The following is a 23,886-nucleotide window of genomic DNA, read 5'->3' as shown; positions in this document are numbered from 1 at the left end:
TTGAGGAGATTACGCATGGAAAATGCAGGCATCGGCTGGATCGCAGCCATCATCATCGGCGGCATTGCCGGCTGGCTCGCCGAAATGTTCATGAAGAGCAATATGGGCGTGCTGATGAACATCGTTCTCGGCATCGTCGGCGCGGCGGTCGCAAACATCCTGCTGGGGCTGATCGGCGTTTCGCTCGGCGGCTGGCTGGGCTATCTCGTCGCCGGCTTCATCGGCGCCTGCATCCTGATAGCGCTGGCAAGGGCCATCAGGCGATAGATTTGCCCGATGGGTTATCGAAAGCCGTCTCTCCGGGAGGAGGGGCGGCTTTTCCTTTGAGCGCCTGCCGGGTGTAACGGCGCTCCAGCGCAAGGCAGCCCCATGTGACGCCGAGCAGCAGGTAGAAATGGCGCCAGTGGTCGGTGTCGATGACGAAGCCGATCCCGCTGTGGCCGAGCAGCGTGATGAAGGCGATCATCAGGTAGGGCTGCCATGGCCTGTCGCGCAGCAGCGCCTTGAAGGCGGCCGAGAGCGTCCATCCGACCAATGTCAGGTAGGTGATGAAGCCGAGCCAGCCATAGGTGGTGAGCGATTTCAGGTAGATGTTGTGCTCGTCTTCGGAGAACATCTTGCCGAAGCGCATCGGTCCGATGCCGAGCGGCTTTTCCATCGCCATCAGGAAGCCGATGCGGTGGCGCTCGAAGCGCCCGAGATGGCCGCCGTCATATTCCTGGACGAGCTGCGTGCGGCTGGAGAAGAGGTTCGAGACCTTGTCGAACTGCAGGGCGACGACCAGCGCGAGGATCATCAGGCCGGCCGCCGAGATGCTGAGGATGAGAATCTTCAGCCGGAATGCCCCGGTGCGCTCCTTCAGCAGCATGATGAAGACGAGCGCCGCGACGGCGAAGAGGTAGAGCCCCCAGGCCGCGCGCGAGAAGGACAGGAAGATGCCGAGCGCCAGGATGAGGACGCCGATCACCTTCAGCGGCGCGCCGAGGATGCGGCCGGCGAGAAGGCCGTGCATCAGGTAGAGCGAGGGGGCGACGAGGAAGGGGCCGAAGACGTTCGGGTCCTGGAAGGCGCCCTTGGCGCGGTCGTAGAGCGTGAACGCCTCCGAGCCCGGGAAGGCATGGAAATAGCCAAGGATGCCGAGCATCGAGGTGATGAGGGCGCTTGCCACCCAGGCGCGGAAGATGAGCTGCAGCCGTGCCGGCTTCGCCTCGACGATCGCGGCGAAGAAGACACTGGAAATGGCGAGGAACAGCGAGACGGCCATGTACATCGGCCCCTCGGAAAGATCGTCCATCACCGTCAGCGAAAGCATGCCGCCGATATTGAAGACCACGAGAAGGGCGAGAAGCGATCCGACGGTGCGCGAGATGCGCAGCCCCACGAGCGCCCAGAGGCCGATGAGCGCCGCCATGAAGACCTCATAGGGCGCCGGCTCGCTGATGACGAAGCCCGACAGGAACACGCCCAGCGTCACCAGCCCCGAGCCGATAATGCCGACGGCCGCAAGCTGCGGCCGGAAGGAGGGGGCGTGGGGGAGGGTCGCGTCGCTCAATAGGCGTTTTCCGTGTTGAGCAGGCGGAAGGGCGTCAGGAACAGGATCTTCAGGTCGAGCCAGAGCGACCAGTTCTCGATGTAATAGAGGTCGAATTCGGTGCGGAAGCGGATCTTGTCGTCATGGTCGATCTCGCCGCGCCAGCCGTTGATCTGCGCCCAGCCGGTCACGCCCGGCTTCACGCGGTGGCGGGCGAAATAGCTGTCGACGACATCGACATATTTGCGGTCGTGCGTCTGCGCCTCGACGGCATGCGGACGGGGCCCGACGAGCGAGAGCTCGCCCTTCAGCACGTTGAAGAGCTGCGGCAGCTCGTCGATGGAGGACTTGCGCAGGAAGCGGCCGACGCGGGTCACGCGCGGATCGCCCTTGGTGACGGCGGCGCGGGCGGACGGGTCCGAAAGATGCGTGTACATCGAGCGGAACTTGTAGACTTCGATGACCTCGTTGTTGAAGCCGTGGCGCTTCTGCTTGAAGAGGATCGGGCCGGGCGAGGAGAGCTTCACCGCGATGGCCGCGCCGATCAGCACCGGCCAGAGCAGGACGAGCGCGACGACGGAGAAGAAGATGTCGAAGATGCGCTTGGCGACATTGTCCCAGTCGGCGATCGGCTTGTCGAAGATGTCGAGCATCGGCACGGCGCCGATCTGCGAATAGCTGCGCGGGCGGAAGCGAAGGCCCCTCGCATGGGCGGCAAGGCGAATGTCCACCGGCAGCACCCACAGCTTCTTGAGCAGCGACAGGATGCGCGTCTCGGCCGAGAGCGGCAGCGAGATGATCAGCATGTCGATGCGCGCGAGGCGGGCGAATTCGACGAGTTCGGCGACATTGCCGAGCTTGGGATAGCCGGCGATGATCGAGGGCGAGCGGCGCTCGTCGCGGTCGTCGAAGATGCCGCAGATGCGGATGTCGTTCTCCGGCTGGTATTCCAGCGAGCGGATGAGTTCCTTGGCCGGTTCGCCGCCGCCGACGATGACGGCGCGCCGCTCCATCGTGCCGTTGCGGGCCCAGCGGCGGATCGCATAGGCGATCACCTGCCGCTCGAACAGGAGATAGACGGCGCCCGTCGCGAACCAGGCGGCAAACCAGACGCGGGAATACTGGTCGCCCGTCTTGAAGAAGAAGAGGACGAGCGAAATGGAGGCGAAGGCCGCCGCCCAGGCGGCGAGGATGCGCGGCGTCATGCGCAAGGGCGAGCGGAGCGCCGGCACCTGATAGGCATCGGCGAGTTGCAGGAGGAGGACCCCGATGGCCGCGCCGCCCACGAGCACGGCGGCATAGAGCACCGTGATCTCGAAGCCGTCATAGAGCGCATGGATGAAGTAGCCGAGGGCAAGCAGTGCGCCGAATTCGCAAAGGCGCAGCAGCCCGGTGATCATGGCGGGCGAATAGCTGTCGTCGCGGAACTGTTCGGCGATCTGGCGGGCAAGCTGATTGAGCTCGACGCCCTTTTCCTCCGCGCCGCCGGCAGCCGGGCCGGACGCATTTCCCCGGCTTTCGGAGAGCCTGCGTCTCAAACCTTCCGGATCGAAGGATTCGGGCTTCTCGACATGGTTCATGGCATGCACCTTTGGGGCTTTGTGCCGGAAATAGCACGAAGCCCCTAAGAAACGTTTACGGCAGGGCTTCCGCCGAGGTTTCCGCAAGCCGCCGGCCGCCGGCCTGGCGGGCGAGAATGTCCCGGTAAAGGGCAAGGATCGAGCCGGACATGGCCGAGGCCGAGAAGGTTTCCTTGAAGGCGGCGGGCTCCGGCATGACCTTGCGCAGCCAGCCGGGATCGCCGATCGCCTGGGCCATGGCCGCCGCCAGGGACTGGGCGTCGCCCGGCTCGGTGAGCGCGATGCTGTCGCGGCCGAGCACTTCCGGTATGCCGCCGACACGGCTTGCGATGACCGGCTTCTGGGCGGCGAGCGCTTCCAGTACGATATAGGGCATCGCCTCGGCGCGCGACGGCACGACCACGTTGCGGGTGAGGGCGAAGGCCTCGCGTGCCTTCATGGCGGGCATCATGACGATGCGCCGGCCGAGGCCGAGCTGCAGCATCATCTGCTTGTATTTTTCCCTGTCCGGCCCGTCGCCGATCATCAGCGCGGAGAGCGGCCGGCCGGCGATGCGCTCGGCGCGGGCGAAAGCGTCGACGAAGACGTCCGGCCCCTTCAGGTCGCGCAGCATGCCGATATAGAGGAAATCGACCGCATCCTCGCGGGGATAGACCCGCTCGAAATCCCGGTCGTGGATGCCGTTGTAGATGCGCGCCGTCTGGATGCGCGGGCGGCCGACGCGGGCGGTATAGGCGTCCTTCTCGTAGTCGCAGACGAAGGCGATGGCATCGCCGAAGGGTTCGAGAAGCCGCTCGGCGGTGAGGACCGCGAGCCCCGTCGCCGAGCGCCGGGTGTAGTGCAGGCTGCCGCCATGCGGCGTATAGAGGCGGGCTACGCGATACCTGTTGACCCGCAGGATCGAGCCGATGAGCCGGGCGATGGCGCCACCCTTGGCGCCATGCCCATGCAGGACATCCGGCTGCAAACCTTTTATTTCACGATAACTGTCCCGAATGGCGCCGAGGTCGCGCAGATTGACCGACCGGCTGATCGGCATGCGGACGAGGCCGAGCGAGAGATGGGGGCGGATCTCGTCGAAGAGCTTGTCCTCGAAAGAGCCGCCGGTAAGGCTGTCGCAGATGATGCCGACCTCATGGCCTGCCCGCGTGTGGTATTCGGCAAGGTCGCGCACATGGCGGAAGATTCCGCCGACGGGGGACCTGAAACAATGAATGATGCGCAGGGGCCCATCGTCCGCCATGAGGATCAGAACAGTCGTTCGCGCACATAGATCGTATCGCCGGCCAGCACCGGATCGGAAATGGAGACCCTTCCGGTGACGATCTTGCCGTTGATCTTGCGGGTCACGTCGACGTCGCGCTGGTTGGCGCGCGGCGAGAAGCCGCCGGCGACCGCGATGGCGTTCTGGATCGTCATGCCGGCGACGTAGCTGTACTGCCCCGCCTGACCGACCTCGCCCATGAGATAGATGGAGCGGTAGCGGTCGACCTCGATGGAGACGTCCGGATCGCGCAGGTAGCCCTGGCGGAGCTTCGCCGCGATGATGCTTTCCAGTTCCTGGATGGTCTGGCCGCGCGCCGGCACGGCGCCGATGAGCGGGAAGGCGACATAGCCGGCCTGGTCGACCGTATAGGTATTGCTGAGGCCGGTCTGCTCGAAGACGGTGATGCGCAGCCGGTCGCCGCTGTCGAGGCGATAGGGCTGGATCGTCGCCTCGTGGAAGGCCTTGGGGGCGGGGCGATAGCTGCTGCAGCCCGAAACGGCCGGCACGATGAGCGCCAGCGCGAGCAGGATGCCCTTGTTGATCGTAGCGACACGCATTTCGCAGTTCCGTCCCAAATCAGATGTGAGGCCCCGTTATCGTTCCGTTAGGGTTAACGGCTGGTAAAGGCCGCGCGCCTGTCGGAAGCAAAGGCCGTTTTTTCCGGAGAAACGAACAACGCGGGGTAGGGGAAGCGCCGGAAGATTAACTCTTGCGTTACCATGTTTGTTTACCGTGCAGCCAAATCGTCGGGTTTGGAGTTTGTTATGTCGGGCGTTCACGAGAGCCAGCAGGATGTCGATATCGACCTTGGCGGTCTGTTCGGTGCGATCTGGCGCAACCGTATGCGCGTGCTGCTGGCGACCGTCGCCTGCGCGGGCATCGCCTTTGCCGGTGCGAGCCTGATCACGCCCAAATACAAGAGCGAGGCGCGCCTCCTCATCGAAACGCGCGAGCCCGCCTTCACGACGGGGCAGGATCGTGCGCAGGGCGGCGAGCAGCCGGCCTTCGACGAGGCGGGCATCGCCAGCCAGGTGCAGCTCCTCCAGTCGGCCGACCTCATCAAACAGGTCGCGCGTAACATGAAGCTCTATGAGCTGGAGGAGTTCGACACGACGGCGAAGCCCTCGGCCGTTTCCGACGTTCTGGTGCTTCTTGGCCTTCGCAAGAACCCGCTCGACCTGCCGCCGGAAGAGCGCGTCCTCAAGGAATTCACCGAGAAGCTGACCGTCTACCAGGTGGAGCGCTCGCGCGTCATCGCCATCGAGTTCGCCTCGAAGGACCCACGCCTTGCCGCCGAGATCCCCAACGAGATGGCCAAGGTCTATCTCTCCCTGCAGAGTGGCGCCAAGCTCGACACCAATTCCGAGGCGACGCGCTGGCTGGAGCCGGAGATCGCCAACCTGCGCGAAAAGGTGCGCGAGGCCGAGCAGAAGGTCGCCGAATACCGCTCGCAGTCCGATCTCCTGCCGACGGGCGACAATTCGACCTTCGCGGTGCGCCAGTTGAACGACATCTCCACCGAGCTTGCCCGTGTGCGCGGCGAGCGCGCCAATGCCGAGGCACGGGCCGAAAGCGTGCGTGCCGTTCTGAAGAGCGGCGGGTCGCCGGATACGCTTTCCGACGTCGTCGGCTCGCAGATGATCCAGCGGCTCAAGGAGAGCGAGGCGCAGATCCAGGGGCAGATCTCCGACCTTTCGACTTCGCTGCTGGAGGGGCATCCCCGGTTGAAGGGCCTGCGCTCGCAGCTTTCCGGTATCCGCACGCAGATCAAGGCGGAAACGCAGAAGATCCTGTCGAGCCTCGAAAACGAGGCGAAGACGGCGGAGCTGCGCGAAACCCAGCTCACGCAGCAGCTCAACAAGCTGAAGGCTGACACCGCCCGCGCCGGCGAGGACGAGGTTGGCCTCAAGGCGCTGGAGCGCGAGGCTGCCGCCCAGCGCCAGCTTCTCGAGACCTATCTTGCGCGCTACCGCGAGGCGACCTCGCGCACGAGCAACAACGCGACCCCGGCGGATGCCCGCGTCATCTCGGCGGCTGTCGAGCCGACGGAGGTTTCCTTCCCGAAGGTGGTTCCGATCACCGTCGTGGGCGGTGTGGCCGGCTTCGCGCTGAGTTCCATCATCATCCTGCTTGCCGAACTCTTCAGCGGCCGCGCCCTGAAGCCGACCGCCGCCGCTGCTGCCGCGACGTCCCGGCGCCGCGAGGAGGAAGAAGTGGTTGTGGAGACGCCGGAGCCCGTCGAAACCCTGGAAGAGCCGGTCGTCCATGCGGACCGTGAGGCCTTCCGGGAGCCCGTCGTGCCGGCCCGTTCGCTGCTCTCGGACATGGAACCGGAAGACGAGGACGAGGAGGAGCCGGAGGTTGCGGAAATCGCCGCCGTGGAAGCGGAGGATGACGAGGATTATTCCATCGCCGCCGTTGCCGACTATCTGGTCGAGAACGAAATCCCGGTCGCCATCTCCGTCTCGCCGTCCGGCGACCGCGGCTCGGCGGCCACCGTCATGCTCGCCCGCCGCATCGCGCAGGAAAACCGCAAGACGCTGATCATCGACCTGACGGGATCGGCCTGCCCGACCCGGCTGATGGCGCAGTCGCAGTTCCTGCCCGGCATCACCGATCTTCTCGTCGGCGATGCCGCCTTCGGCGACATCATCCACGGCGACCGGCTTTCCGACGCCCATATCATCCCGCGCGGCAATGCCAATATCAGGCGCGCCATGCGCGGCATCGACCGTCTCGCGATGGTGGTCGATTCGCTGTCCGACGCCTATGACACGGTGATCGTGGAATGCGGGGCGGCCGAGGTGGAGGGCGTGCGCCGCCTGACGCGTGACCAGCAGATGGATATCATCCTCTCCCTTCCCGGCGCCGACGAGGACGAGGTCGTCGACCTGCTCACCGCCTTCGGCGATGCGGGCTACAGCGAGATCGTGCTGATGACGGGCGAGGCGAAGGAGCCCCCCGGTCACCCGGGCCGCCGGGCCGCCTAATCGGCGGCGGTAGCGGATCCGGCAGGCTCCGCCTTGCCGAAGCGAAGGCGCTGCACGAAGGAATAGACCTGCGGGTTCTGCTTGATGAGCCGCTTGGTGGCGGCCTTGGCGCGGTGCAGGGTCGCCGCGGCCCTGCCGGCCAGCGTTACCGGCCAGAGAAGATCGTGCTGCGCCGTCTCGATCGGGCACCAGGAGCGTTTGTAGAGCTGGTCGCCGATGCCGAAATCGAAAAGCCGCACGCCTTCGCCGCACAGTTTCTCGATGGCGATATGGAACAGGAAGTCGCCGGGGCTGGCATCCGCCGCCACGCTGTCGTCGATCGAGCCGAACTGGCAGATCACATGATCGCCCTTGCGCGAAAGGCCCGTTATGGCCGCGACATGTCCCTCGTGCTCGCCCTTGAGGCGAAGGGCGTGGAGCTGGAGGAGATGATTGCCGCCAGCCGCGGGGGCCGAGGCGAGGGCGCGGAAGAAGCTGCGCGTACGCTCCTCGCGGAAGACATCCGGCAGGCCCATCGCCTCGAATCGCGCCGCCTTCTGGCGGAAGAACAGGTCGAGCAGCGCGAGCGCGTCCTCGCCCGGCCCGGCGATGACATGGTTGTAGCCGCCTGTCGCGGCGAGGCGCCGCTCGGAGTTGCGCGCCCGCTTGCGGCGGCGCTTGGCGTTGATCTGCTCCAGTGTCCGTTCGAAGCTGTCGAACACCGCGAGCTGGAACGCCGCGTTCTGGTTGATCACCGAGGGAAGGGCGGCGAAGGGGCTGGCGCGGCCGCGCCATTCCAGCGGCATCTTCTCGAGAAGCAGCAGGTCGCAGGTGCGGGCAAGCTGGCCGCGCATGTCCTCGAGGGCGCGCAGGAGCTGCCGGGGCGAGGAGGTCTCGCGGAATGCCTCGCCGTAAAGGCCGGTATTGATATTGCTGAAATCGGTGGCGATCATCCGGGCGGTGCGCAGCGGCCCCTGGCGCACGACCTCCAGCGGCAGGATGAATTGCGTGCTTCCGCCGCGAAGGCCCTCGATGATCATGAGATCGTGGCCGTGGGTCTCCGCCCAGGCCCGGCACCAGTCGTAGCTCTGGTGGAGGGAGAGGCCGTCTTCCGCTTCGAGCGCGCGCCACGCCGCCTCCAGCGGCTCCATGCGGTCGTGCAGGCGAAGCGTGAGCGGCAGGCCCGCATGCAGCACGTCGCCGGCTCCCTCCGTAAGGAGGGCCGCGGGTTCATGCCCGGACGCCTTGATCTGCAGTTGCATCGCCCTCGACCCTTGCCTTGGCCACGCGGCCGCATTGCCGCGCCTTGAGGCTACGCGCAAGGCGTGCGAAAAAGGTTTAAGCCCGCTCCGTGCCGGCGAAATCGGCGGGTGCGGTTATCGATTCCCTAATTCGGCGGGCCCTGCGGCCTATTCGTCGCGCGGCTTTGCCGGCTTTTCCATCCACTTGATGATGAGCATGGCGGGCAGGATCCACAAAAGCCCGGTTACGGCGAAATAGAGAAGGTGGATGTACCACGGCGACTGACCGAGCGTCGCCGAGGCGACGGTCGTCGCGACCAGGGCATAGAAGAGCACGAGGATGATGATCAGGATCGTGCCGATCAGTTTTCTGAGGCGAGGGGGCATTTTCGGTCTTTCAAAAACGGGGGCGGCGGGGCGCGACGGCATGCCGCAAAGGTTCGGGCCTTGTTTTGCACGGGCTGGTCGGGCAAATCAACGCTGGAACCAGTCCAGCCAATGCGCCCGCGCGGTTTTGCGCCGGCGCTTGCTTGAAAAATCCTAAGCGGCAGCCATGCTGCCGTTCAACAGGAGCCGACAGAATGAACGCCACGACCGTCAACGCCTATCGAAGCGGCCATGACAGCGACCGGATCGACCGCAACCGCCGCCAGGTGCGCCGCTGGCTCGCCGTCGTGCTGGTCGCGCTCGCCGTCCTCGTCCTCGTCGGTGGCGCGACGCGGCTGACCGGCTCGGGCCTTTCCATTACCGAATGGAAGCCGATCCACGGCGCCATCCCCCCACTCACCGCTGCCGAGTGGCAGGAGGAGTTCGAGCTCTACAAGCGCATCCCGCAATATGAGCAGATCAACAAGGGCATGACGGTCGACGAGTTCAAGTCGATCTTCTGGTGGGAATGGGCACACCGGCTGATCGCGCGCTCCATCGGCTTCATCTTCGCCGTGCCGCTCGTCTTCTTCTGGTTCACGGGACGCATCGAGAAGCGGCTGCGCTGGCCGCTCGCCGGCCTTCTGGCGCTCGGCGGTTTCCAGGGCTTCATCGGCTGGTGGATGGTCTCCTCCGGCCTTGCCGAGCGGGTCTCGGTCAGCCAGTACCGGCTGGCGACGCACCTCACCATCGCCTGTCTCATCTTCGCGCTGACGATGTGGATCATGCGCGCGCTCGCGCCGCATAGCGAGGATGCGCCGCCGACCGCCGGCGCGCGCCGGATGGCCGGCATCATCGCCTGCATGGCGATCTTCCAGATCTATCTCGGCGCGCTCGTCGCCGGCCTTCATGCGGGCCTCACCTACAATACATGGCCCTTGATGGACGGCGCGCTGGTGCCGGGCGGCCTCTTCGTGCAGCAGCCTTGGTGGATCAACCTCTTCGAAAACCCGAAGACCGTGCAGTTCGTCCACCGCCTCGGCGCCTATGTGCTCTTCGCGCTTACCCTGATCCATCTGGTCTCGTCGCTGCGCGCCGCACCGGAAACGACGCATGCGCGCCGCGCGCTGCTGCTGTTCGGCCTCGTCTGTCTGCAGGCGACGATCGGCATCCTCACGCTGGTCTGGCAGGTCCCGCTCGTATGGGCGCTCGCCCACCAGGGCGGCGCGCTGATCGTGCTCGGCTTCGCCATCGCGCATTGGCGCGGGTTCTATGGGGAGTTTCCCCGCGAGATCGCGGACGACTGATCCCGCTCAGGCCTGCCCGAGAACGTTGCGGACGGCGGCGGCGACGGCGAGTTCGTTGTCGCGCTCCTCTTCGCTGCCGTCCTCCTCATGCCATGCGGCCGACAGGCAGCCATAGGCGAAGGCGTAGCGCAGGATCGTGCGGCCGTCGCGGCCGAGCGTTTCGCCGAAGGTCGCGGCCATTTCGGCGATCCGTTCCTCGTTCCGGGTAAGGTCGAAGCGGTCGAGCGGATTGGAGAACATGTTGGCGACGTCGAGCGCCACATCGCCGATCAGCCCCGCCGGATCGATGATCAGCCAGCCGCGTGGGCCGTGGACGATGTTTTCGTGGTGCAGGTCGCCATGCAGCGGCTTGATATCCCGCTGGTCGGCGATCAGCGCATCGGCAATAGCCGCGGCATCCACATAGGGACTTGCCAGGCTTTCCCTGCGGTCCTGCTCGGCCTTGGTGAACAGGCTTGCAAAATAGCGCGGCAGCGGCAACAGGCTAGCGGGTGGTGGGGTCTGCGAAGGGTGGTGATATGCCCGCAGCACCTCGGCGGCGATACGGGTCGCATCGTCGTCGCCCCGGGTCTCGAGGTGATCACGCAGCGTCGTCTTGCCGGCATGCTCCATCAGCAACATGTCGTCCGAGCGGGCAAGCAGCCTCACACAGCCGATGCCATCTCTCCAGGCGAGGAAATCCGCGCCGCGCAGGCTGTCTTCCAGGACCTTCGGCTTCAGGTGCTTGATGATCGCGCTCGCGCCGTCGGAAAGCACCACTTCATAGACGCTTCCGGCAGCCGTATCGGCAATAAGCCGGGCGCTTTCGATCCGCCATTCGGCGGGGAAGGACGGGTATCCGGCCTTCATCCCCTCAGCATCAGGTCCATGTTCTGGACGGCCGCACCCGATGCGCCCTTGCCGAGATTGTCGAGCAGGGCGACGAGGTTGACATGCGGCGCGCCGGCGGTGCCGAAGACGTAGAGTTTCATGCGGTCCGTATCGGCAAGCTCGACGGCGTCGACGCGGGGGAGCGCCGCGCTCTCCTTGAGGTCCACCACCTCGACGATGTCCTGCCCGGCATAGTGGTCGGCAAGCGCCTCGTGGATCGAGCCCAGCGAGGCGTGGCCGTTGAGGTCGGCGAGGTAGAGCGGCACCTGCACGATCATGCCCTGCGCGAACTTGCCGACGGAGGGCGCGAAGAGGGGCGCGCGGGAAAGGAGGCCATGTACCTGCATCTCCGGCACGTGCTTATGCTTGAGCGGCAGGCCGTAGAGGAAGTGCGGCGAGGCGACATGCTCGGGATGGTCGGCATTCTCCATCTGTGCGATGAGCTGCTTGCCGCCGCCCGTATAGCCGGAGACCGCATTGACCGTGACCGGATAGTCCTCCGGCAGGATGCCGGCGAGGCGGAGCGGGCGGAGGAGGCCGATGGCGCCCGTCGGATAGCAGCCGGGATTGGCGACATAGCGGGCGCCGGCGATCTTCTTCGGCTGCTCGCGGTCCATCTCGGCAAAACCGTATGCCCAGTCCGGATTGACGCGGTGCGCGGTCGAGGTATCGATGATGCGCACCTCGTTGTTGCCGGACACCATGGCCACGGCTTCCTTCGCCGCGTCGTCCGGCAGGCAGAGGATCGCGACGTCGGCGCTGTTCAGGAGGTCTTCGCGCAGCTGTGCATTGCGGCGCTCGGCCTCGGGAATGGAGAGCAGCTCGACATCGCTGCGGCCGGCCATGCGCGTGCGGATCTGCAGGCCCGTCGTGCCGTGTTCGCCATCGATGAAGATCTTCGGTTTCATCTGCTGTCCATCCTGTCAGAGCCTTGCGCAATTCCAGCAAAAGCGTGTTGCGGAATTACGAACATAAGAAGTCGCGGCCGATATAACCCCTCGGCCTGTCGCATTCAATGCCGCACCGTCAGCGGCGCTCCGCCAGATTCTCGGCATGCAGGCCCAGCATGTACATGGCGATGTTGGAGCCGGCGATGGCGGTGATATCGGCATGGTCGTAGGCGGGGGCCACCTCGACCACATCGGAGCCGACAATGTTGAGGGCGCCGAGCTTGCGCAGGACCGAGAGGATGCGCGCGCTGGACGGGCCGCCGGAGACGGGCGTGCCGGTGCCGGGGGCGAAGGCCGGGTCGAGGCAGTCGATATCGAAGGTGAGATAGGTCGCCCGGTCGCCGACATGGCGGATGATCGTTTCGGCGATCTCGGCGGCGCTCATTTCCTCGACGTCGTAGCCGTAGAGGATGCGGATGCCGCAATCCTCCGGCGCATGGGTGCGGATGCCGATCTGGATCGAGCTTTCTGCATCGATCAGCCCCTCGCGCACGGCGGTGCCGACGAAGGAGCCGTGGTCGATGCGGCCCTTCTCGTCCGCCCAGGTATCCTGGTGGGCGTCGAACTGCACGAGGGAGAGGGGGCCGTATTTTTCGGCATGGGCGCGCAGCAGCGGCAGCGTGATGAAATGGTCGCCGCCCAGCGTCAGCATGTAGGCGCCGGATTTCAGGATCTTCTTCGCCTCGCGCTCGATGGTGCCGGGCGTCTTCTGGTGGTTGCCGTAGTCGAGCAGGCAGTCGCCATAGTCGATGACCGCCATGTCCTCGAAGAGGTCGCGTTCGAACGGATATTGCGGATCGTTGTCCATGATCGCCGATGCGCGGCGGATGGCCTGCGGCCCGAAGCGCGTGCCGGGACGGTTGGAGGTCGCGGCGTCGAAGGGAATGCCCCAGACGACGGCGTCCACGTCCTTCAGCACCTTCGTATAGCGGCGGCGCATGAAGGAGAGGATGCCCGCATGGGTCGGGTCCGAGGCTGCGCTCTTCAGCGTCTTGCCCGTGATGGCGTGGTCGATCGTCTTGTTGGCCATGAAAGTCCCTCCGAAGTCTGGCGGGACGTTCGCCAATCGGCGCCTTCAAGGCAAGAGGACTCTGTGGATTTTGTGTCGCCGAAAACGAAAAGGTCGGGGCGAACCCCGGCCTTTCCTGAAGAACAAGTCTTCCGAGCGATTAGCGCTTGGAGAACTGGAACGAACGACGGGCCTTGGCCTTGCCGTACTTCTTGCGTTCGACGACGCGCGAGTCGCGAGTCAGGAAGCCGCCCTTCTTGAGGACCGAGCGCAGGCCCGGCTCGAAGTAGGTCAGCGCCTTGGAGATGCCGTGACGAACGGCACCGGCCTGGCCGGAAAGGCCGCCGCCGGCGACGGTCGCGTCGATGTCGAACTGGCCGTCACGGGCCGCTGCGACGATCGGCTGCTGCAGGATCATCTGCAGGACCGGGCGGGCGAAGTAGGCTTCGAACGACTTGCCGTTGATGGTGATCTTGCCGGAGCCCGGCTTGACCCATACACGGGCAACGGCGTCCTTGCGCTTGCCGGTTGCGTAGGAACGGCCCTGGGCGTCAACCTTCTTGACGTGAACCGGGGCGGAAGCGGCCGGAGCTGCAGCGGCGACGCCGAGGTCCTTGAGCGAGGAGAGGTCGGCCATTATCAGGCGCTCCTTGTGTTCTTGCTGTTCAGCGCGGCGACGTCGAGAGCGACGGGCTGCTGTGCTTCATGCGGGTGGTTGGAGCCGGCGTAGACGCGCAGGTTCTTCATCTGGCGACGGCCGAGCGGGCCGCGCGGAACCATGCGTTCGACAGCCTTCTCGAGGACGCGCTCCGGGAAGCGGCCTTCGATGATCTGGCGAGCCGTGCGCTCCTTGATGCCGCCCGGGTAACCGGTGTGCCAGTAGTACTTCTTGTCGGAGTACTTCTTGCCGGTGAAGACGACCTTGTCGGCGTTGATGACGATGACGTTGTCGCCGTCGTCGACGTGGGGCGTGAAGGTTGCCTTGTGCTTGCCGCGCAGGCGGTTAGCGATGAGGGTAGCGAGGCGACCGACAACGAGGCCTTCGGCGTCGATGAGGATCCACTTCTTCTCTACCTCGGCGGGCTTCTGTACGAAGGTTGCCATGGGAGTAGCTCTTTCTTTAGGGTCCCGAGGCCTTGTGGGCGACGGGCGTTTCTTGTTGCTTGGTTTGGCCCCTTGCGGATGCCAAAAATCGAACGCGGCCCGTGGGGACCGCGATCTGGGCGGCTTATAAGCGAGAGCCGATGGGACGTCAAGGGACGCAATCCGGGCGACGTCAAAGATACGATAATGAAAACAATGGCTTATTTGTGAGGTATATAAATACCACAAATTATCGCGGCGGAATCGAATAGGTCGCGGTGGCGTGGGCCACCAGATCGTCGGCATTCTCGTCGAAAATCGAGGCTTCCATGACCGCCAGCCGCTTGCCGAGCTTGAGAAGCCGGCAGGTGCAGGTGAGGGGGCCGGGCTTCGGCTTGCGCAGGAAGTTGATGTTGAGGCTGGTGGTGACCGCCAGCGCCACCGGTCCGATATGGGCGAGCACGGCGCAATAGGCGCCGACATCGGCGAGCGCGAAGAGCGTGGGGCCGGAGACGGTACCGCCGGGGCGCAGATGCCGCTCGTTCGGCATGAGGCGCATGACGACCGAGCCGGGGGAGACATCCACCACCTCGAACACCTTGCCGTCCGTGTGAAGCTGCGGAAAATCGGTTTCGAGGAAGCGGTTCAGCGCCTCGGGGTTCATGACGGGCGTCAATTCCATGGCATTCTCTCCTGTCGCCTGCTTTGAAGACCGATTTTCCGGCCGCTGCAAGCCCTCTCAAAGTCTATGTACGCGCGCTTGAAACCGGCTGCCGCGCGGCGTAGGACCGGAGGCGGAAACATGAAGGAGGCGATCATGGCGGATGTGGTGTCGTTCAGGAAAGAGGAGCCGACGGGCCTGGTGCGCGTCGAACGCGCCGAGCCGATCCTTCGGATCACGCTCAACAATCCGCCCGCCAATGCCCTCTCCATCGCGGTCATGGAAGCGCTCGGCGCGGCGCTGGATGCCGTCGCCGCCGATGATGCCATCCGCGTCGTCGTGCTCGCCTCGACGGGCAAGGTCTTTTCCGCCGGCCACGACCTCAAGGAAATGACCGCGCATCGCGAGGATGCCGACGGCGGCCGCGCCTTCTTCGAGAGGACCATGCGCATGGCGGCGGAGATCATGCTGAAGATCGCCGCGCTGCCGCAGCCGGTCGTTGCCGAGATCGACGGGCTCGCCACGGCTGCCGGCTGCCAGCTCGTTGCGAGCTGCGACCTTGCCATCTGCACCGATACCTCCACCTTCTGCACGCCGGGCGTCAATATCGGCCTCTTCTGCTCGACGCCGATGGTCGCCGTCACCCGCGCGGCGCACCCCAAGCAGGCGATGGAAATGCTGCTGACCGGCGAGACCATCGACGCCTCCACCGCCAAGGACTTCGGCCTCGTCAACCGCATCGTGCCGCAGCAATATCTCCGTCAGGTCGTCGACAAATACGCTGCCGTCATCGCCGCAAAGTCGCCGCAGGCGCTGCGCATCGGCAAGGCAGCCTTCCGCGCGCAGGCCGGATTGCCGGTAGCGGAAGCCTATGACGTCGCGGTGGCAGCGATGGTCGACAACATGCTCGCGGACGACGCGAAGGAGGGCATCGGCGCCTTCCTCGGCAAGCGCATGCCGGAATGGGACCGGAAGTAGCTAGGCCAGCTTCAGCACCAGCACGCCGCAGGCGATGACCGAGCCGGCGACGTAGCGCCAGATGCCGGCCTTCTCCTTGAGGATGAAGACCGAGATGAGGAGCGCGAAGAGGATGGCGGTCTCGCGAAGCGCCGCCACGGTCGCGACCGGCGCTCTGGTCATAGCCCACAGGGCGAGGCCGTAGGAGGCGATGGAGCCGGCGCCGCCGAGGAGGCCGCGCGCCCAGTTGCGCCGCACATGGTTCCAGACCGGCCGGGTGCCCCGCCGCAGGACCGCCCAGGCGAAGAGCAGCACCGGCGTCGGAAGCGACAGCCAGAGCGTATAGGAGACGGCGTTGCCCGAGACGCGCGCGCCTGCGCCGTCGACGAAGGTATAGCCGGCGATCACCACGGCATTGGCGAACGCATAGGCGATGGCGCGGCGGCTGCCGTGGCGCGCCTCGAGGGCGAGGGTGAGCACGCCCGCCGAGATGACGAGAACGCCGACCATCGCCATGGACGTCAGATGCTCGCCGAGGATCACGCCGCTGGTCATCGCGATCAGAAGGGGCGGTGTGCCGCGCATCAACGGATAGACGAGGCCGATATCGCCGGTGCGGTAGGCGGCGGCCACGAGCTGGAAATAGGCGAATTGCAGGAATGTCGACGTCAGGATGAACGGCCAGGCCGCCGGCTGCGGCATCGGCACCAGCGGAAGGAAAGCAAGGCCGATCACCCCGCCGCCGAGCGAGACCATCGCGGCGTCGAGCGACTTGTCGGTGCCGGATTTGACGAGGGCATTCCAGGTCGCATGCAGGGCCGCGCCGAACAGCACGAGAAAGAGAACGTCTAGCGGCAATCGGGGACCTCGGAAGGGCAGGCGCGCGAAGGGGAGTGCGTCTTCATCTGCCCAAAAGAGGCGGTTTGCAACCGGCAATTTTCAGGAAACCGCACGATCTGTCCCGAATCGGCACAGGGCCCGCATGCAGGCGGGCAGGGGCACGGTCGCCTTCTTTAAGATTTCGGGCTAGAATGCGGCAGGGACGACGAATGACAGGCAGCCAGTGAGAGACGGTCGCGAACGCCGGAGGAGGCAGCGATGAACCATAATCACTATCCCGACAGCTATATTCGCCACATCCTGAAATCCGTGCACACCATCGCCGTGCTCGGCGCCTCGCCGAATGACGCGCGGCCGAGCCATGGCGTCATGGGCTTCCTGCTCGGCAAGGGATACCGCGTCATCCCGGTCAATCCCGGCCATGCCGGCAAGACCATCCTCGGCCAGGCCGTCTACGGGCACCTTGCCGACATTCCCGAGCCGATCGACATGGTGGACGTCTTCCGCGCCGCCAGCCAGTTCCAGGCGGTCGTCGACGAGGTGCTGGCCCTTCGCCCGCTGCCGTCGGTGATCTGGGGACAGTTCACCGTGCGCGACGATGCGGCGGCCGCCCGGGCGGAAGCGGCGGGCATCCGGGTCGTCATGGACCGCTGCCCGGTCACGGAATATCCGGTGCTGATGCTCAAGGCGTCCTGAGCGCTCATATTGACTTCACGTTGCGTTACCCCAATTCTCCGCGCAGAAAACGGGAAAGCGCCATGAACCACGATTCCTATCCGGACTATTACATCGCCGATATCCTGCGCTCGACGAAGGTGATCGCGCTGGTCGGCGCCTCGCCCAACCCGGAGCGCCCGAGCTACCGGGTCATGGCCTTCCTGCTGCGCAAGGGCTATCGCGTCATTCCCGTTAATCCCGGCCAGGCCGGCAAGGAGATTCTCGGCCAGACCGTCGTCGCGCGCCTTGCCGACATAGCCGAGCCCATCGACATGGTGGATGTCTTCCGCGCCGCCGATGCGCTCCCCTCCGTCGTGGACGAGGTTCTGGCGCTCTCCCCGCTGCCGAAGGTCATATGGGGACAGCTCTCGGTGCGGCACGACGAGGCCGCCGCGAAGGCCGAGGCGGCGGGCGTCAAGGTGGTCATGGACCGCTGCCCGGCGATCGAATATCCGCGCCTCGTCGCCTGAGGCCGCGCGGCCGGCAGATCGTCGGAAAATCTTTCTTTGACCGGGCTTTAAGTCTCTGAAATAGTCGCCCCGACTTTAGCCAGGGAGGCCATTTCATGAGCAAGAACAAGCCCGGATTTTCCACGCTCGCCGTCCACGCCGGCGCCCAGCCGGACCCGACGACGGGTGCCCGCGCGACGCCGATCTACCAGACCACAAGCTTCGTCTTCAACGATACGGATCACGCCGCCTCGCTCTTCGGCCTGCAGGCCTTCGGCAACATCTATACCCGCATCATGAACCCGACGCAGGCCGTGCTCGAAGAGCGTGTCGCCGCGCTTGAAGGCGGCACGGCGGCGCTCGCCGTCGCCTCGGGCCATTCGGCCCAACTCCTCGTCTTCCACACGATCATGCGCCCGGGCGAGAACTTCATCGCCGCCCGCCGGCTCTACGGCGGCTCGATCAACCAGTTCGGCCACGCCTTCAAGTCGTTCGACTGGCATGTGCGCTGGGCCGATCCGGCCGACCTGTCGAGCTTCGAGAGCCAGATCGACGACAAGACCAAGGCGATCTTCATCGAGAGCCTCGCCAATCCGGGCGGCACCTTCGTCGATATCGCCGGCATCGCCGAGATCGCCCATCGCCACGGCCTGCCGCTCATCGTCGACAACACGATGGCGACGCCCTACCTGCTGCGCCCGCTGGAGCACGGCGCCGACATCGTCGTGCATTCGCTGACCAAGTTCATGGGCGGCCACGGCAATTCCATGGGCGGCGTCATCGTCGACGGCGGCACCTTCGACTGGTCGGCCTCCGGCAAGTATCCGGCGCTCTCCGAGCCGCGCCCGGAATATGCCGGCATGGTGCTGCACGCCACCTTCGGCAATTTCGCCTTCGCCATCGCCTGCCGCGTCCTCGGCCTGCGCGACTTCGGCCCGGCCATCTCGCCCTTCAACGCCTTCCAGCTTCTCAACGGCATCGAGACGCTGCCGCTGCGCATGCAGCGTCATTGCGACAACGCGTTCGCCGTCGCCAAGTGGCTGAAGAGCCACGACAAGGTGTCCTGGGTCAACTATGCGGGCCTCGAGACCGACCCTAACTATGCGCTGCAGCAGCGCTATTCGCCGAAGGGCGCGGGCGCCGTCTTCACCTTCGGCCTGAAGGGCGGCTACGAGGCGGGCAAGCGTTTCGTCGAGGGGCTGGAAATGCTCTCGCACCTCGCCAATATCGGCGACACGCGCTCGCTCGTCATCCACCCGGCCTCCACCACCCACCGCCAGCTCAGCGAGGAGCAGCAGGTCGCCGCCGGCGCCGGCCCGGACGTCGTGCGCCTCTCCATCGGCATCGAGGACGTCGCCGACATCATCGCGGATATCGAGCAGGCGCTCGCCAAGGCTTGAGAAATCTAGGTCGCCCCTCATCCGGCAGGCCGGATGAGGGGCGATCACGCACACGAAAAGGGCCGCCATGAGCAAGGCACGCAATTTCGACATTTCCGGCATCGCGCCGGAAGAAGGCCGTCCGGCGGCCGACAGGCTGATTTCCGGCGATCCGGTCTTCACCAGCTGGAACATCGAGGAGGCCGATGGCGGCATCTATTCCGGCATCTGGCAATCGACGCCGGGCAAGTGGCGCATCCAGTACGACGAGTGGGAATATTTCCACATCCTCGAAGGCCATTCCATCGTGACCTCCGACGATGGCGAAACCTTCGAGCTCAAGGCCGGCGACCGCCTGATTCTCAGACCCGGCTTCAAGGGAACCTGGGAAGTCGTTGAAACGACTCGCAAGGACTATGTGATCCGGCTTTAGGATCGCGCCGCGCTACCGCCTCCCGGCCTTGCCTATTTCCCGACCGCCACGCCCTCGCGGCGGGGATCGGCGGCGCCCCGGATGCCGCCCTCGGTCAGCTCGATGGCGTGGAGGCCGGAATTCATCTCGCCGGGCTTGACCTCGTAGCCGAGCGCCTTCAGCGGCCCGGCCAGCTTTTCCGCATCCGTGCCCGCCTCGATCTCGTAGGGGCCGAAGCGGTTGATGAGATGGGGCATGGCGACGACGTCGCCGATATCCATGCCCCAGTCGATATAGGCGACGAGCGCCTGTGCCACATAGCCGATGATCTGGCTGCCGCCGGGCGAGCCGATGGCAAGGAGCGGCTTGCCGTCCTTGAGCACGATGGTCGGCGACATCGAGGAGCGCGGGCGCTTGCCCGGCTCGACGCGGTTGGCGACCGGCACGCCCTCGTCATGCGTCCTGAAGGAGAAGTCGGTCAGCTCGTTGTTCAGCAGGAAGCCGCCCGTCATCAGCCGCGAGCCGAAGCCGTTCTCGATGGTCGTCGTCATGGAGACGACGTTGCCCGCCTTGTCGACGATGACGAAATGGCTGGTGGAGGGCAGTTCGAGCGCTGCGTCGCGGCCGAAGTTGAAGGCGTGGTCCCATTCCGGCCTGCCGGCAGCCACGGCGTCGTCGCCGAGCGCCTTTTCGCCGTCGAGCAATTTCGCCCGCTCGCCGAGATAGGTCTTGTCGAGAAGGCCCTCGATCGGGGCGGGCACAAAGTCGGTATCGGCGAGGTAGCGCTCCCGGTCGGCGAAGGCGAGGCGCTGGGCGTCGCCGATCAGCCGCCAGCTTTCCGGATTGTCCTTGCCGAGCGCCTTGAGATCGAAGTTCTCCAGCATGCCGAGCATCTCGCCGATGGCGACCGCGCCGGAGGAGGGCGGCCCCATGCCGCAGACGTCGAGCGCCCGGTAGTGGGCGCAGACCGGCCGGCGCTCCTTCACCCGATAGTTGGCGAGATCTTCCAGCGAGAGGACGCCGGCGTTCCTGCCGGACATGCGCACCGTGTCGACGATCCCCTCGGCGATCGGACCGCTGTAGAAGGCCTGCGCGCCGCCCTTGGCAATCGTGGCGAGGGTTTCGGCATAGGCGGGGTTCTTCAGCACGGTGCCGGCCTTCAGCGGCGCGCCGTCGGCGCCGAAGAAGTAGGCGGCTGTCGCCTCGAAGGTCTTCAGCCGCTCGCCTTCCGCGGCGATGAGGCCGGAAAGGCGCGGCGAGACGGCAAATCCCTCGCGCGCCAGTGTTTCCGCCGGCGTGAAGAGGTCCTTCCACGGCTTGCGGCCCCAGCGGTTGTGCGCCTGCTGCAGCAGCATGACGGTGCCGGGCGTGCCGACCGAGCGCCCGCCGACGACGGCATCGAAGAAATCGAGCGGCTGGCCCGTCTTGTCGAGGAAGAGCTTGGGTGTCGCCTCCATCGGCGCGGTCTCGCGCCCGTCGAGCGTGACGACGCGCTTCGCCTCGGCGTCGTAATAGACGAGGAAGGCGCCGCCGCCGAGGCCGGAGGACTGCGGCTCGACGAGGCCGAGCACGGTCTGGACGGCGACCATCGCATCGATGGCGCTGCCGCCCTCGGCAAGGACCTTCTCGCCTGCCGCCGCCGCGAGCGGATGGGCGGCGGCGACCATATGGTCCTTCGCGGTCGCGACGCTCGCCGCGGCAAGGCCGGTCGCCCGCTCGGGGGCAATCGTGTCCGACGCCTGCTGGGCGAAGGCGCCCGTCGCGGTCATGAGAAGCAGCGAAAGGGCTGCGATCGATGGTCTCGTCATGGCTGCCTCCGTCCGGCGGCTGGGGCGATGGGATGGAGCGGGAGGGATGGCCGGATTCATCCTTCCTTCACCTTGCCTCCGGTTCGGTTGTGGAAATCGCGGTTCCACCTCGCGCCGGTTAACCGCATTCTGGCATAGAGCGCCGCAAAACGCTTGGCCGTCTTGAAGTCGCATACCCTGACACTCTATGTAGGGAAGACGAAACTTGCTGATTCCCAACGTTTGCGAAGGGTTTCAGAGCCACCTGAGATGAAGGATTGATATGAGAAATCCCGTAGATACCGCCATGGCTCTGGTGCCGATGGTCGTTGAGCAGACCAACCGCGGCGAGCGTTCCTACGACATCTATTCGCGCCTCCTCAAGGAGCGCATCATCTTCCTGACGGGTCCCGTCGAGGATCATATCGCCACGCTCGTCTGCGCGCAGCTTCTCTTCCTCGAGGCCGAGAACCCGAAGAAGGAGATCGCGCTCTACATCAATTCGCCGGGCGGCGTCGTGACCTCGGGCATGGCGATCTACGATACGATGCAGTTCATCAAGCCGGCCGTGTCGACGCTCTGCATCGGCCAGGCCGCGTCCATGGGCTCGCTGCTGCTGGCCGCCGGCCACAAGGACATGCGCTTCGCAACGCCCAATGCCCGCATCATGGTGCACCAGCCCTCGGGCGGCTTCCAGGGCCAGGCGTCCGACATCGAGCGCCACGCCAAGGACATCCTCAAGATGAAGCGCAAGCTGAACGAGGTCTATGTCAAGCACTGCGGCCGCACCTACGAGGAAGTGGAACAGACCCTCGATCGCGACCATTTCATGAGTGCGGACGAGGCGAAGGAGTGGGGTCTGGTGGACCAGGTCATCACCAGCCGCGCCGAGACCGAGGGCGGCGAAAACGCCTGAAGTCAAGGTTTTGTGTGCGGATGAGGCATATTGTGACGCATTTGTAATGGTCACGGGCTTTATCCGCACGGCAAACCCGTTAATATTGGCCGTTAATGCTATGTTGATTTGACAGACCTAGCATTCGGTAATTCGGTGGGGCTTCGTTGCCACCGGTTCGGGCGGTGCCCATGCCGGTCAGTACCCCTGGAGCCTTCGAAGGGCGGCGCGAGCGGCCCCCCGAGAAGGTGGTTTGAGTGGTCCGGCCATCTTCCTGAAGATGAACGGCGTGCTGGAAGGAAAGTGATATGAGCAAGGTCAGCGGCAGCAACGGCGGCGACTCCAAGAATACCCTTTACTGCTCCTTCTGCGGCAAGAGCCAGCACGAGGTCCGCAAGCTGATTGCCGGACCGACGGTGTTCATCTGCGATGAATGCGTCGAACTGTGCATGGACATCATCCGCGAGGAGAACAAGACCTCGATGGTGAAATCCCGCGACGGCGTTCCCACGCCCCAGGATATCATCAAGGTCCTCGACGAATACGTCATCGGCCAGCAGCAGGCCAAGCGCATTCTGTCGGTCGCGGTGCACAACCACTACAAGCGCCTGGCGCATGCCGCCAAGGGCTCGGACGTGGAACTGGCGAAGTCGAACATCATGCTGGTCGGCCCCACGGGCTGCGGCAAGACCTACCTCGCCCAGACGCTCGCCCGCATCATCGACGTGCCCTTCACCATGGCCGACGCCACGACGCTGACCGAAGCCGGTTACGTCGGCGAGGACGTGGAGAACATCATCCTCAAGCTCCTGCAGGCGGCCGACTACAATGTCGAGCGCGCGCAGCGCGGCATCGTCTATATCGACGAGGTCGACAAGATCTCGCGCAAGTCCGATAACCCGTCCATAACCCGTGACGTCTCGGGCGAGGGCGTGCAGCAGGCGCTTCTGAAGATCATGGAAGGCACGGTTGCCTCCGTACCGCCGCAGGGCGGCCGCAAGCATCCGCAGCAGGAATTCCTGCAGGTCGACACGACGAACATCCTGTTCATCTGCGGCGGCGCCTTCGCCGGCCTCGACAAGATCATCTCGGCCCGCGGCGAGAAGACCTCCATCGGCTTCGGCGCGACGGTTCGCTCGCCGGAAGATCGCCGCGTCGGCGAAGTCCTGCGCGACCTGGAGCCGGAAGATCTGGTAAAGTTCGGCCTCATCCCGGAATTCATCGGCCGTCTGCCAGTTCTGGCGACGCTGGAAGACCTCGATGAGGATGCGCTGATCCAGATCCTGTCCGAGCCGAAGAACGCGCTGATCAAGCAGTACCAGCGCCTGTTCGAGATGGAAGACGTGGAACTGACCTTCCACGAGGACGCTCTGCGCGAGATCGCCCGCAAGGCGATCGTCCGCAAGACCGGCGCCCGCGGCCTGCGCTCGATCATGGAGAAGATCCTGCTCGACACGATGTTCGAACTGCCGACGCTGGAAGGCGTCCGCGAGGTCGTCATCTCCGACGAGGTGGTCAAGGGCGCGGCCCGTCCGCTCTACATCTACTCGGAGCGCTCCGAGGAGAAGGCGAACGTCTCGGCCTGAACCTCCGGCTCTCCTTGCCAACGATCTGGA

The 23,886-nt window shown here is 65.3% G+C and carries 24 protein-coding genes; 10 read left to right on the top strand and 14 right to left on the bottom strand.

Annotation, left to right across the window (positions count from 1 at the left end; translation table 11 throughout):
* The first annotated feature begins 15 nt into the window (after window positions 1-15).
* Window positions 16-267 (top strand): GlsB/YeaQ/YmgE family stress response membrane protein, encoded by a 252-nt coding sequence (locus tag DSD28_RS22975; protein WP_119258755.1) that lies wholly within the window; start codon window positions 16-18, stop codon window positions 265-267.
* Here the strand turns inward: DSD28_RS22975 and DSD28_RS22970 are convergent.
* Genes DSD28_RS22970 through DSD28_RS22955 form a run of 4 tightly spaced genes read right to left on the bottom strand, consistent with a single transcriptional unit; the run spans window position 257 to window position 4,935 of the window.
* Window positions 257-1,552: an O-antigen ligase family protein gene (locus DSD28_RS22970; protein WP_119258754.1), complete on the bottom strand. Its 1,296-nt coding sequence runs from the start codon at window positions 1,550-1,552 to the stop codon at window positions 257-259. The two genes, DSD28_RS22975 and DSD28_RS22970, sit on opposite strands and share 11 nt — an antisense overlap.
* Window positions 1,549-3,111, bottom strand: a complete 1,563-nt coding sequence (locus DSD28_RS22965) for an undecaprenyl-phosphate glucose phosphotransferase (protein WP_119258753.1) — start codon at window positions 3,109-3,111, stop codon at window positions 1,549-1,551. Before DSD28_RS22965 ends, DSD28_RS22970 begins: the two co-directional genes overlap by 4 nt.
* 55 nt (window positions 3,112-3,166) lie before the next feature.
* The gene (locus tag DSD28_RS22960) at window positions 3,167-4,354 is read right to left on the bottom strand and encodes a glycosyltransferase family 4 protein (RefSeq protein WP_119258752.1); all 1,188 of its coding nucleotides are present in this window, start codon (window positions 4,352-4,354) and stop codon (window positions 3,167-3,169) included.
* 5 nt (window positions 4,355-4,359) lie between these two features.
* Window positions 4,360-4,935: a polysaccharide biosynthesis/export family protein gene (locus DSD28_RS22955; RefSeq protein WP_119258751.1), complete on the bottom strand. Its 576-nt coding sequence runs from the start codon at window positions 4,933-4,935 to the stop codon at window positions 4,360-4,362.
* Between the two features lie 207 nt (window positions 4,936-5,142).
* Between DSD28_RS22955 and DSD28_RS22950 the strand changes: the two genes are divergently transcribed.
* Window positions 5,143-7,368 carry a GumC family protein gene (locus tag DSD28_RS22950; protein ID WP_119258750.1) on the top strand — a complete coding sequence of 742 codons (2,226 nt, stop codon included), beginning with the start codon at window positions 5,143-5,145 and terminating at the stop codon, window positions 7,366-7,368.
* Here the strand turns inward: DSD28_RS22950 and DSD28_RS22945 are convergent.
* A complete protein-coding gene (locus DSD28_RS22945; protein ID WP_119258749.1) occupies window positions 7,365-8,609 on the bottom strand; it encodes a GNAT family N-acetyltransferase in 1,245 nt (414 codons plus the stop codon). The genes DSD28_RS22950 and DSD28_RS22945 overlap by 4 nt on opposite strands.
* Window positions 8,610-8,756: 147 nt before the next feature.
* Window positions 8,757-8,975, bottom strand: coding sequence for a DUF2842 domain-containing protein (locus tag DSD28_RS22940; RefSeq protein ID WP_119258748.1), 219 nt, complete (start codon window positions 8,973-8,975; stop codon window positions 8,757-8,759).
* 194 nt (window positions 8,976-9,169) lie between these two features.
* Between DSD28_RS22940 and DSD28_RS22935 the strand changes: the two genes are divergently transcribed.
* Complete coding sequence (locus DSD28_RS22935; protein WP_119258747.1) at window positions 9,170-10,261, top strand: COX15/CtaA family protein; 1,092 nt, start codon at window positions 9,170-9,172, stop codon at window positions 10,259-10,261.
* A gap of 6 nt (window positions 10,262-10,267) precedes the next feature.
* Here the strand turns inward: DSD28_RS22935 and DSD28_RS22930 are convergent, their stop codons facing one another.
* The 6 genes from DSD28_RS22930 to DSD28_RS22905 form a co-directional block, all read right to left on the bottom strand.
* Window positions 10,268-11,110 (bottom strand): aminoglycoside phosphotransferase family protein, encoded by an 843-nt coding sequence (locus tag DSD28_RS22930; RefSeq protein ID WP_119258746.1) that lies wholly within the window; start codon window positions 11,108-11,110, stop codon window positions 10,268-10,270.
* Window positions 11,107-12,039 carry an N-acetyl-gamma-glutamyl-phosphate reductase gene (gene argC, locus DSD28_RS22925; RefSeq protein ID WP_119258745.1) on the bottom strand — a complete coding sequence of 311 codons (933 nt, stop codon included), beginning with the start codon at window positions 12,037-12,039 and terminating at the stop codon, window positions 11,107-11,109. The genes DSD28_RS22930 and argC overlap by 4 nt, the downstream gene beginning before the upstream one ends.
* Before the next feature lie 118 nt (window positions 12,040-12,157).
* Window positions 12,158-13,111 (bottom strand): agmatinase, encoded by a 954-nt coding sequence (gene speB / locus DSD28_RS22920; protein WP_119258744.1) that lies wholly within the window; start codon window positions 13,109-13,111, stop codon window positions 12,158-12,160.
* A 139-nt stretch (window positions 13,112-13,250) separates the two neighbouring features.
* The gene (rpsI, locus tag DSD28_RS22915; RefSeq protein ID WP_119258743.1) at window positions 13,251-13,727 is read right to left on the bottom strand and encodes a 30S ribosomal protein S9; all 477 of its coding nucleotides are present in this window, start codon (window positions 13,725-13,727) and stop codon (window positions 13,251-13,253) included.
* A 2-nt stretch (window positions 13,728-13,729) separates the two neighbouring features.
* Complete coding sequence (gene rplM, locus DSD28_RS22910; RefSeq protein ID WP_119258742.1) at window positions 13,730-14,194, bottom strand: 50S ribosomal protein L13; 465 nt, start codon at window positions 14,192-14,194, stop codon at window positions 13,730-13,732.
* Window positions 14,195-14,423: 229 nt separating this feature from the next.
* Window positions 14,424-14,855 carry a PaaI family thioesterase gene (locus DSD28_RS22905; protein ID WP_119258741.1) on the bottom strand — a complete coding sequence of 144 codons (432 nt, stop codon included), beginning with the start codon at window positions 14,853-14,855 and terminating at the stop codon, window positions 14,424-14,426.
* 135 nt (window positions 14,856-14,990) lie between these two features.
* Here DSD28_RS22905 and DSD28_RS22900 point away from each other — a divergent pair, with 135 nt between their 5' ends.
* Window positions 14,991-15,812, top strand: a complete 822-nt coding sequence (locus DSD28_RS22900; protein ID WP_119258799.1) for an enoyl-CoA hydratase — start codon at window positions 14,991-14,993, stop codon at window positions 15,810-15,812.
* Here DSD28_RS22900 and DSD28_RS22895 read toward each other — a convergent pair whose 3' ends face one another.
* Window positions 15,813-16,649 (bottom strand): EamA family transporter, encoded by an 837-nt coding sequence (locus DSD28_RS22895; protein WP_119258740.1) that lies wholly within the window; start codon window positions 16,647-16,649, stop codon window positions 15,813-15,815.
* Between the two features lie 240 nt (window positions 16,650-16,889).
* Here DSD28_RS22895 and DSD28_RS22890 point away from each other — a divergent pair, with 240 nt between their 5' ends.
* The 4 genes from DSD28_RS22890 (at window position 16,890) to DSD28_RS22875 (ending at window position 19,609) form a co-directional block, all read left to right on the top strand.
* The gene (locus tag DSD28_RS22890) at window positions 16,890-17,327 is read left to right on the top strand and encodes a CoA-binding protein (protein ID WP_119258739.1); all 438 of its coding nucleotides are present in this window, start codon (window positions 16,890-16,892) and stop codon (window positions 17,325-17,327) included.
* Between the two features lie 62 nt (window positions 17,328-17,389).
* Entirely contained in the window at window positions 17,390-17,818 is a 429-nt protein-coding gene (locus DSD28_RS22885; protein ID WP_119258738.1) for a CoA-binding protein, read from the top strand.
* A gap of 95 nt (window positions 17,819-17,913) precedes the next feature.
* Window positions 17,914-19,197 (top strand): O-acetylhomoserine aminocarboxypropyltransferase, encoded by a 1,284-nt coding sequence (locus tag DSD28_RS22880; protein ID WP_119258737.1) that lies wholly within the window; start codon window positions 17,914-17,916, stop codon window positions 19,195-19,197.
* Between the two features lie 67 nt (window positions 19,198-19,264).
* On the top strand, window positions 19,265-19,609 hold the full coding sequence (locus DSD28_RS22875; RefSeq protein WP_119258736.1) for a cupin domain-containing protein: 345 nt from the start codon (window positions 19,265-19,267) through the stop codon (window positions 19,607-19,609).
* Window positions 19,610-19,641: 32 nt separating this feature from the next.
* Here the strand turns inward: DSD28_RS22875 and ggt are convergent, their stop codons facing one another.
* Window positions 19,642-21,396, bottom strand: a complete 1,755-nt coding sequence (gene ggt, locus DSD28_RS22870) for a gamma-glutamyltransferase (protein ID WP_119258735.1) — start codon at window positions 21,394-21,396, stop codon at window positions 19,642-19,644.
* A gap of 262 nt (window positions 21,397-21,658) precedes the next feature.
* On the opposite strand from ggt, the gene clpP reads away from it, so the two are divergent.
* Window positions 21,659-22,291: an ATP-dependent Clp endopeptidase proteolytic subunit ClpP gene (gene clpP, locus DSD28_RS22865; protein WP_119258734.1), complete on the top strand. Its 633-nt coding sequence runs from the start codon at window positions 21,659-21,661 to the stop codon at window positions 22,289-22,291.
* Window positions 22,292-22,578: 287 nt separating this feature from the next.
* Entirely contained in the window at window positions 22,579-23,856 is a 1,278-nt protein-coding gene (clpX, locus tag DSD28_RS22860; RefSeq protein ID WP_119258733.1) for an ATP-dependent Clp protease ATP-binding subunit ClpX, read from the top strand.
* The last annotated feature ends 30 nt before the right edge of the window (window positions 23,857-23,886 follow it).

The sequence above is a fragment of the Shinella zoogloeoides genome, from assembly GCF_003574625.1.
Taxonomy (GTDB): domain Bacteria; phylum Pseudomonadota; class Alphaproteobacteria; order Rhizobiales; family Rhizobiaceae; genus Shinella; species Shinella zoogloeoides_A.
Note: the sequence above shows the minus strand (reverse complement) of the source record. Positions and strands in the feature narration are given on the sequence as shown.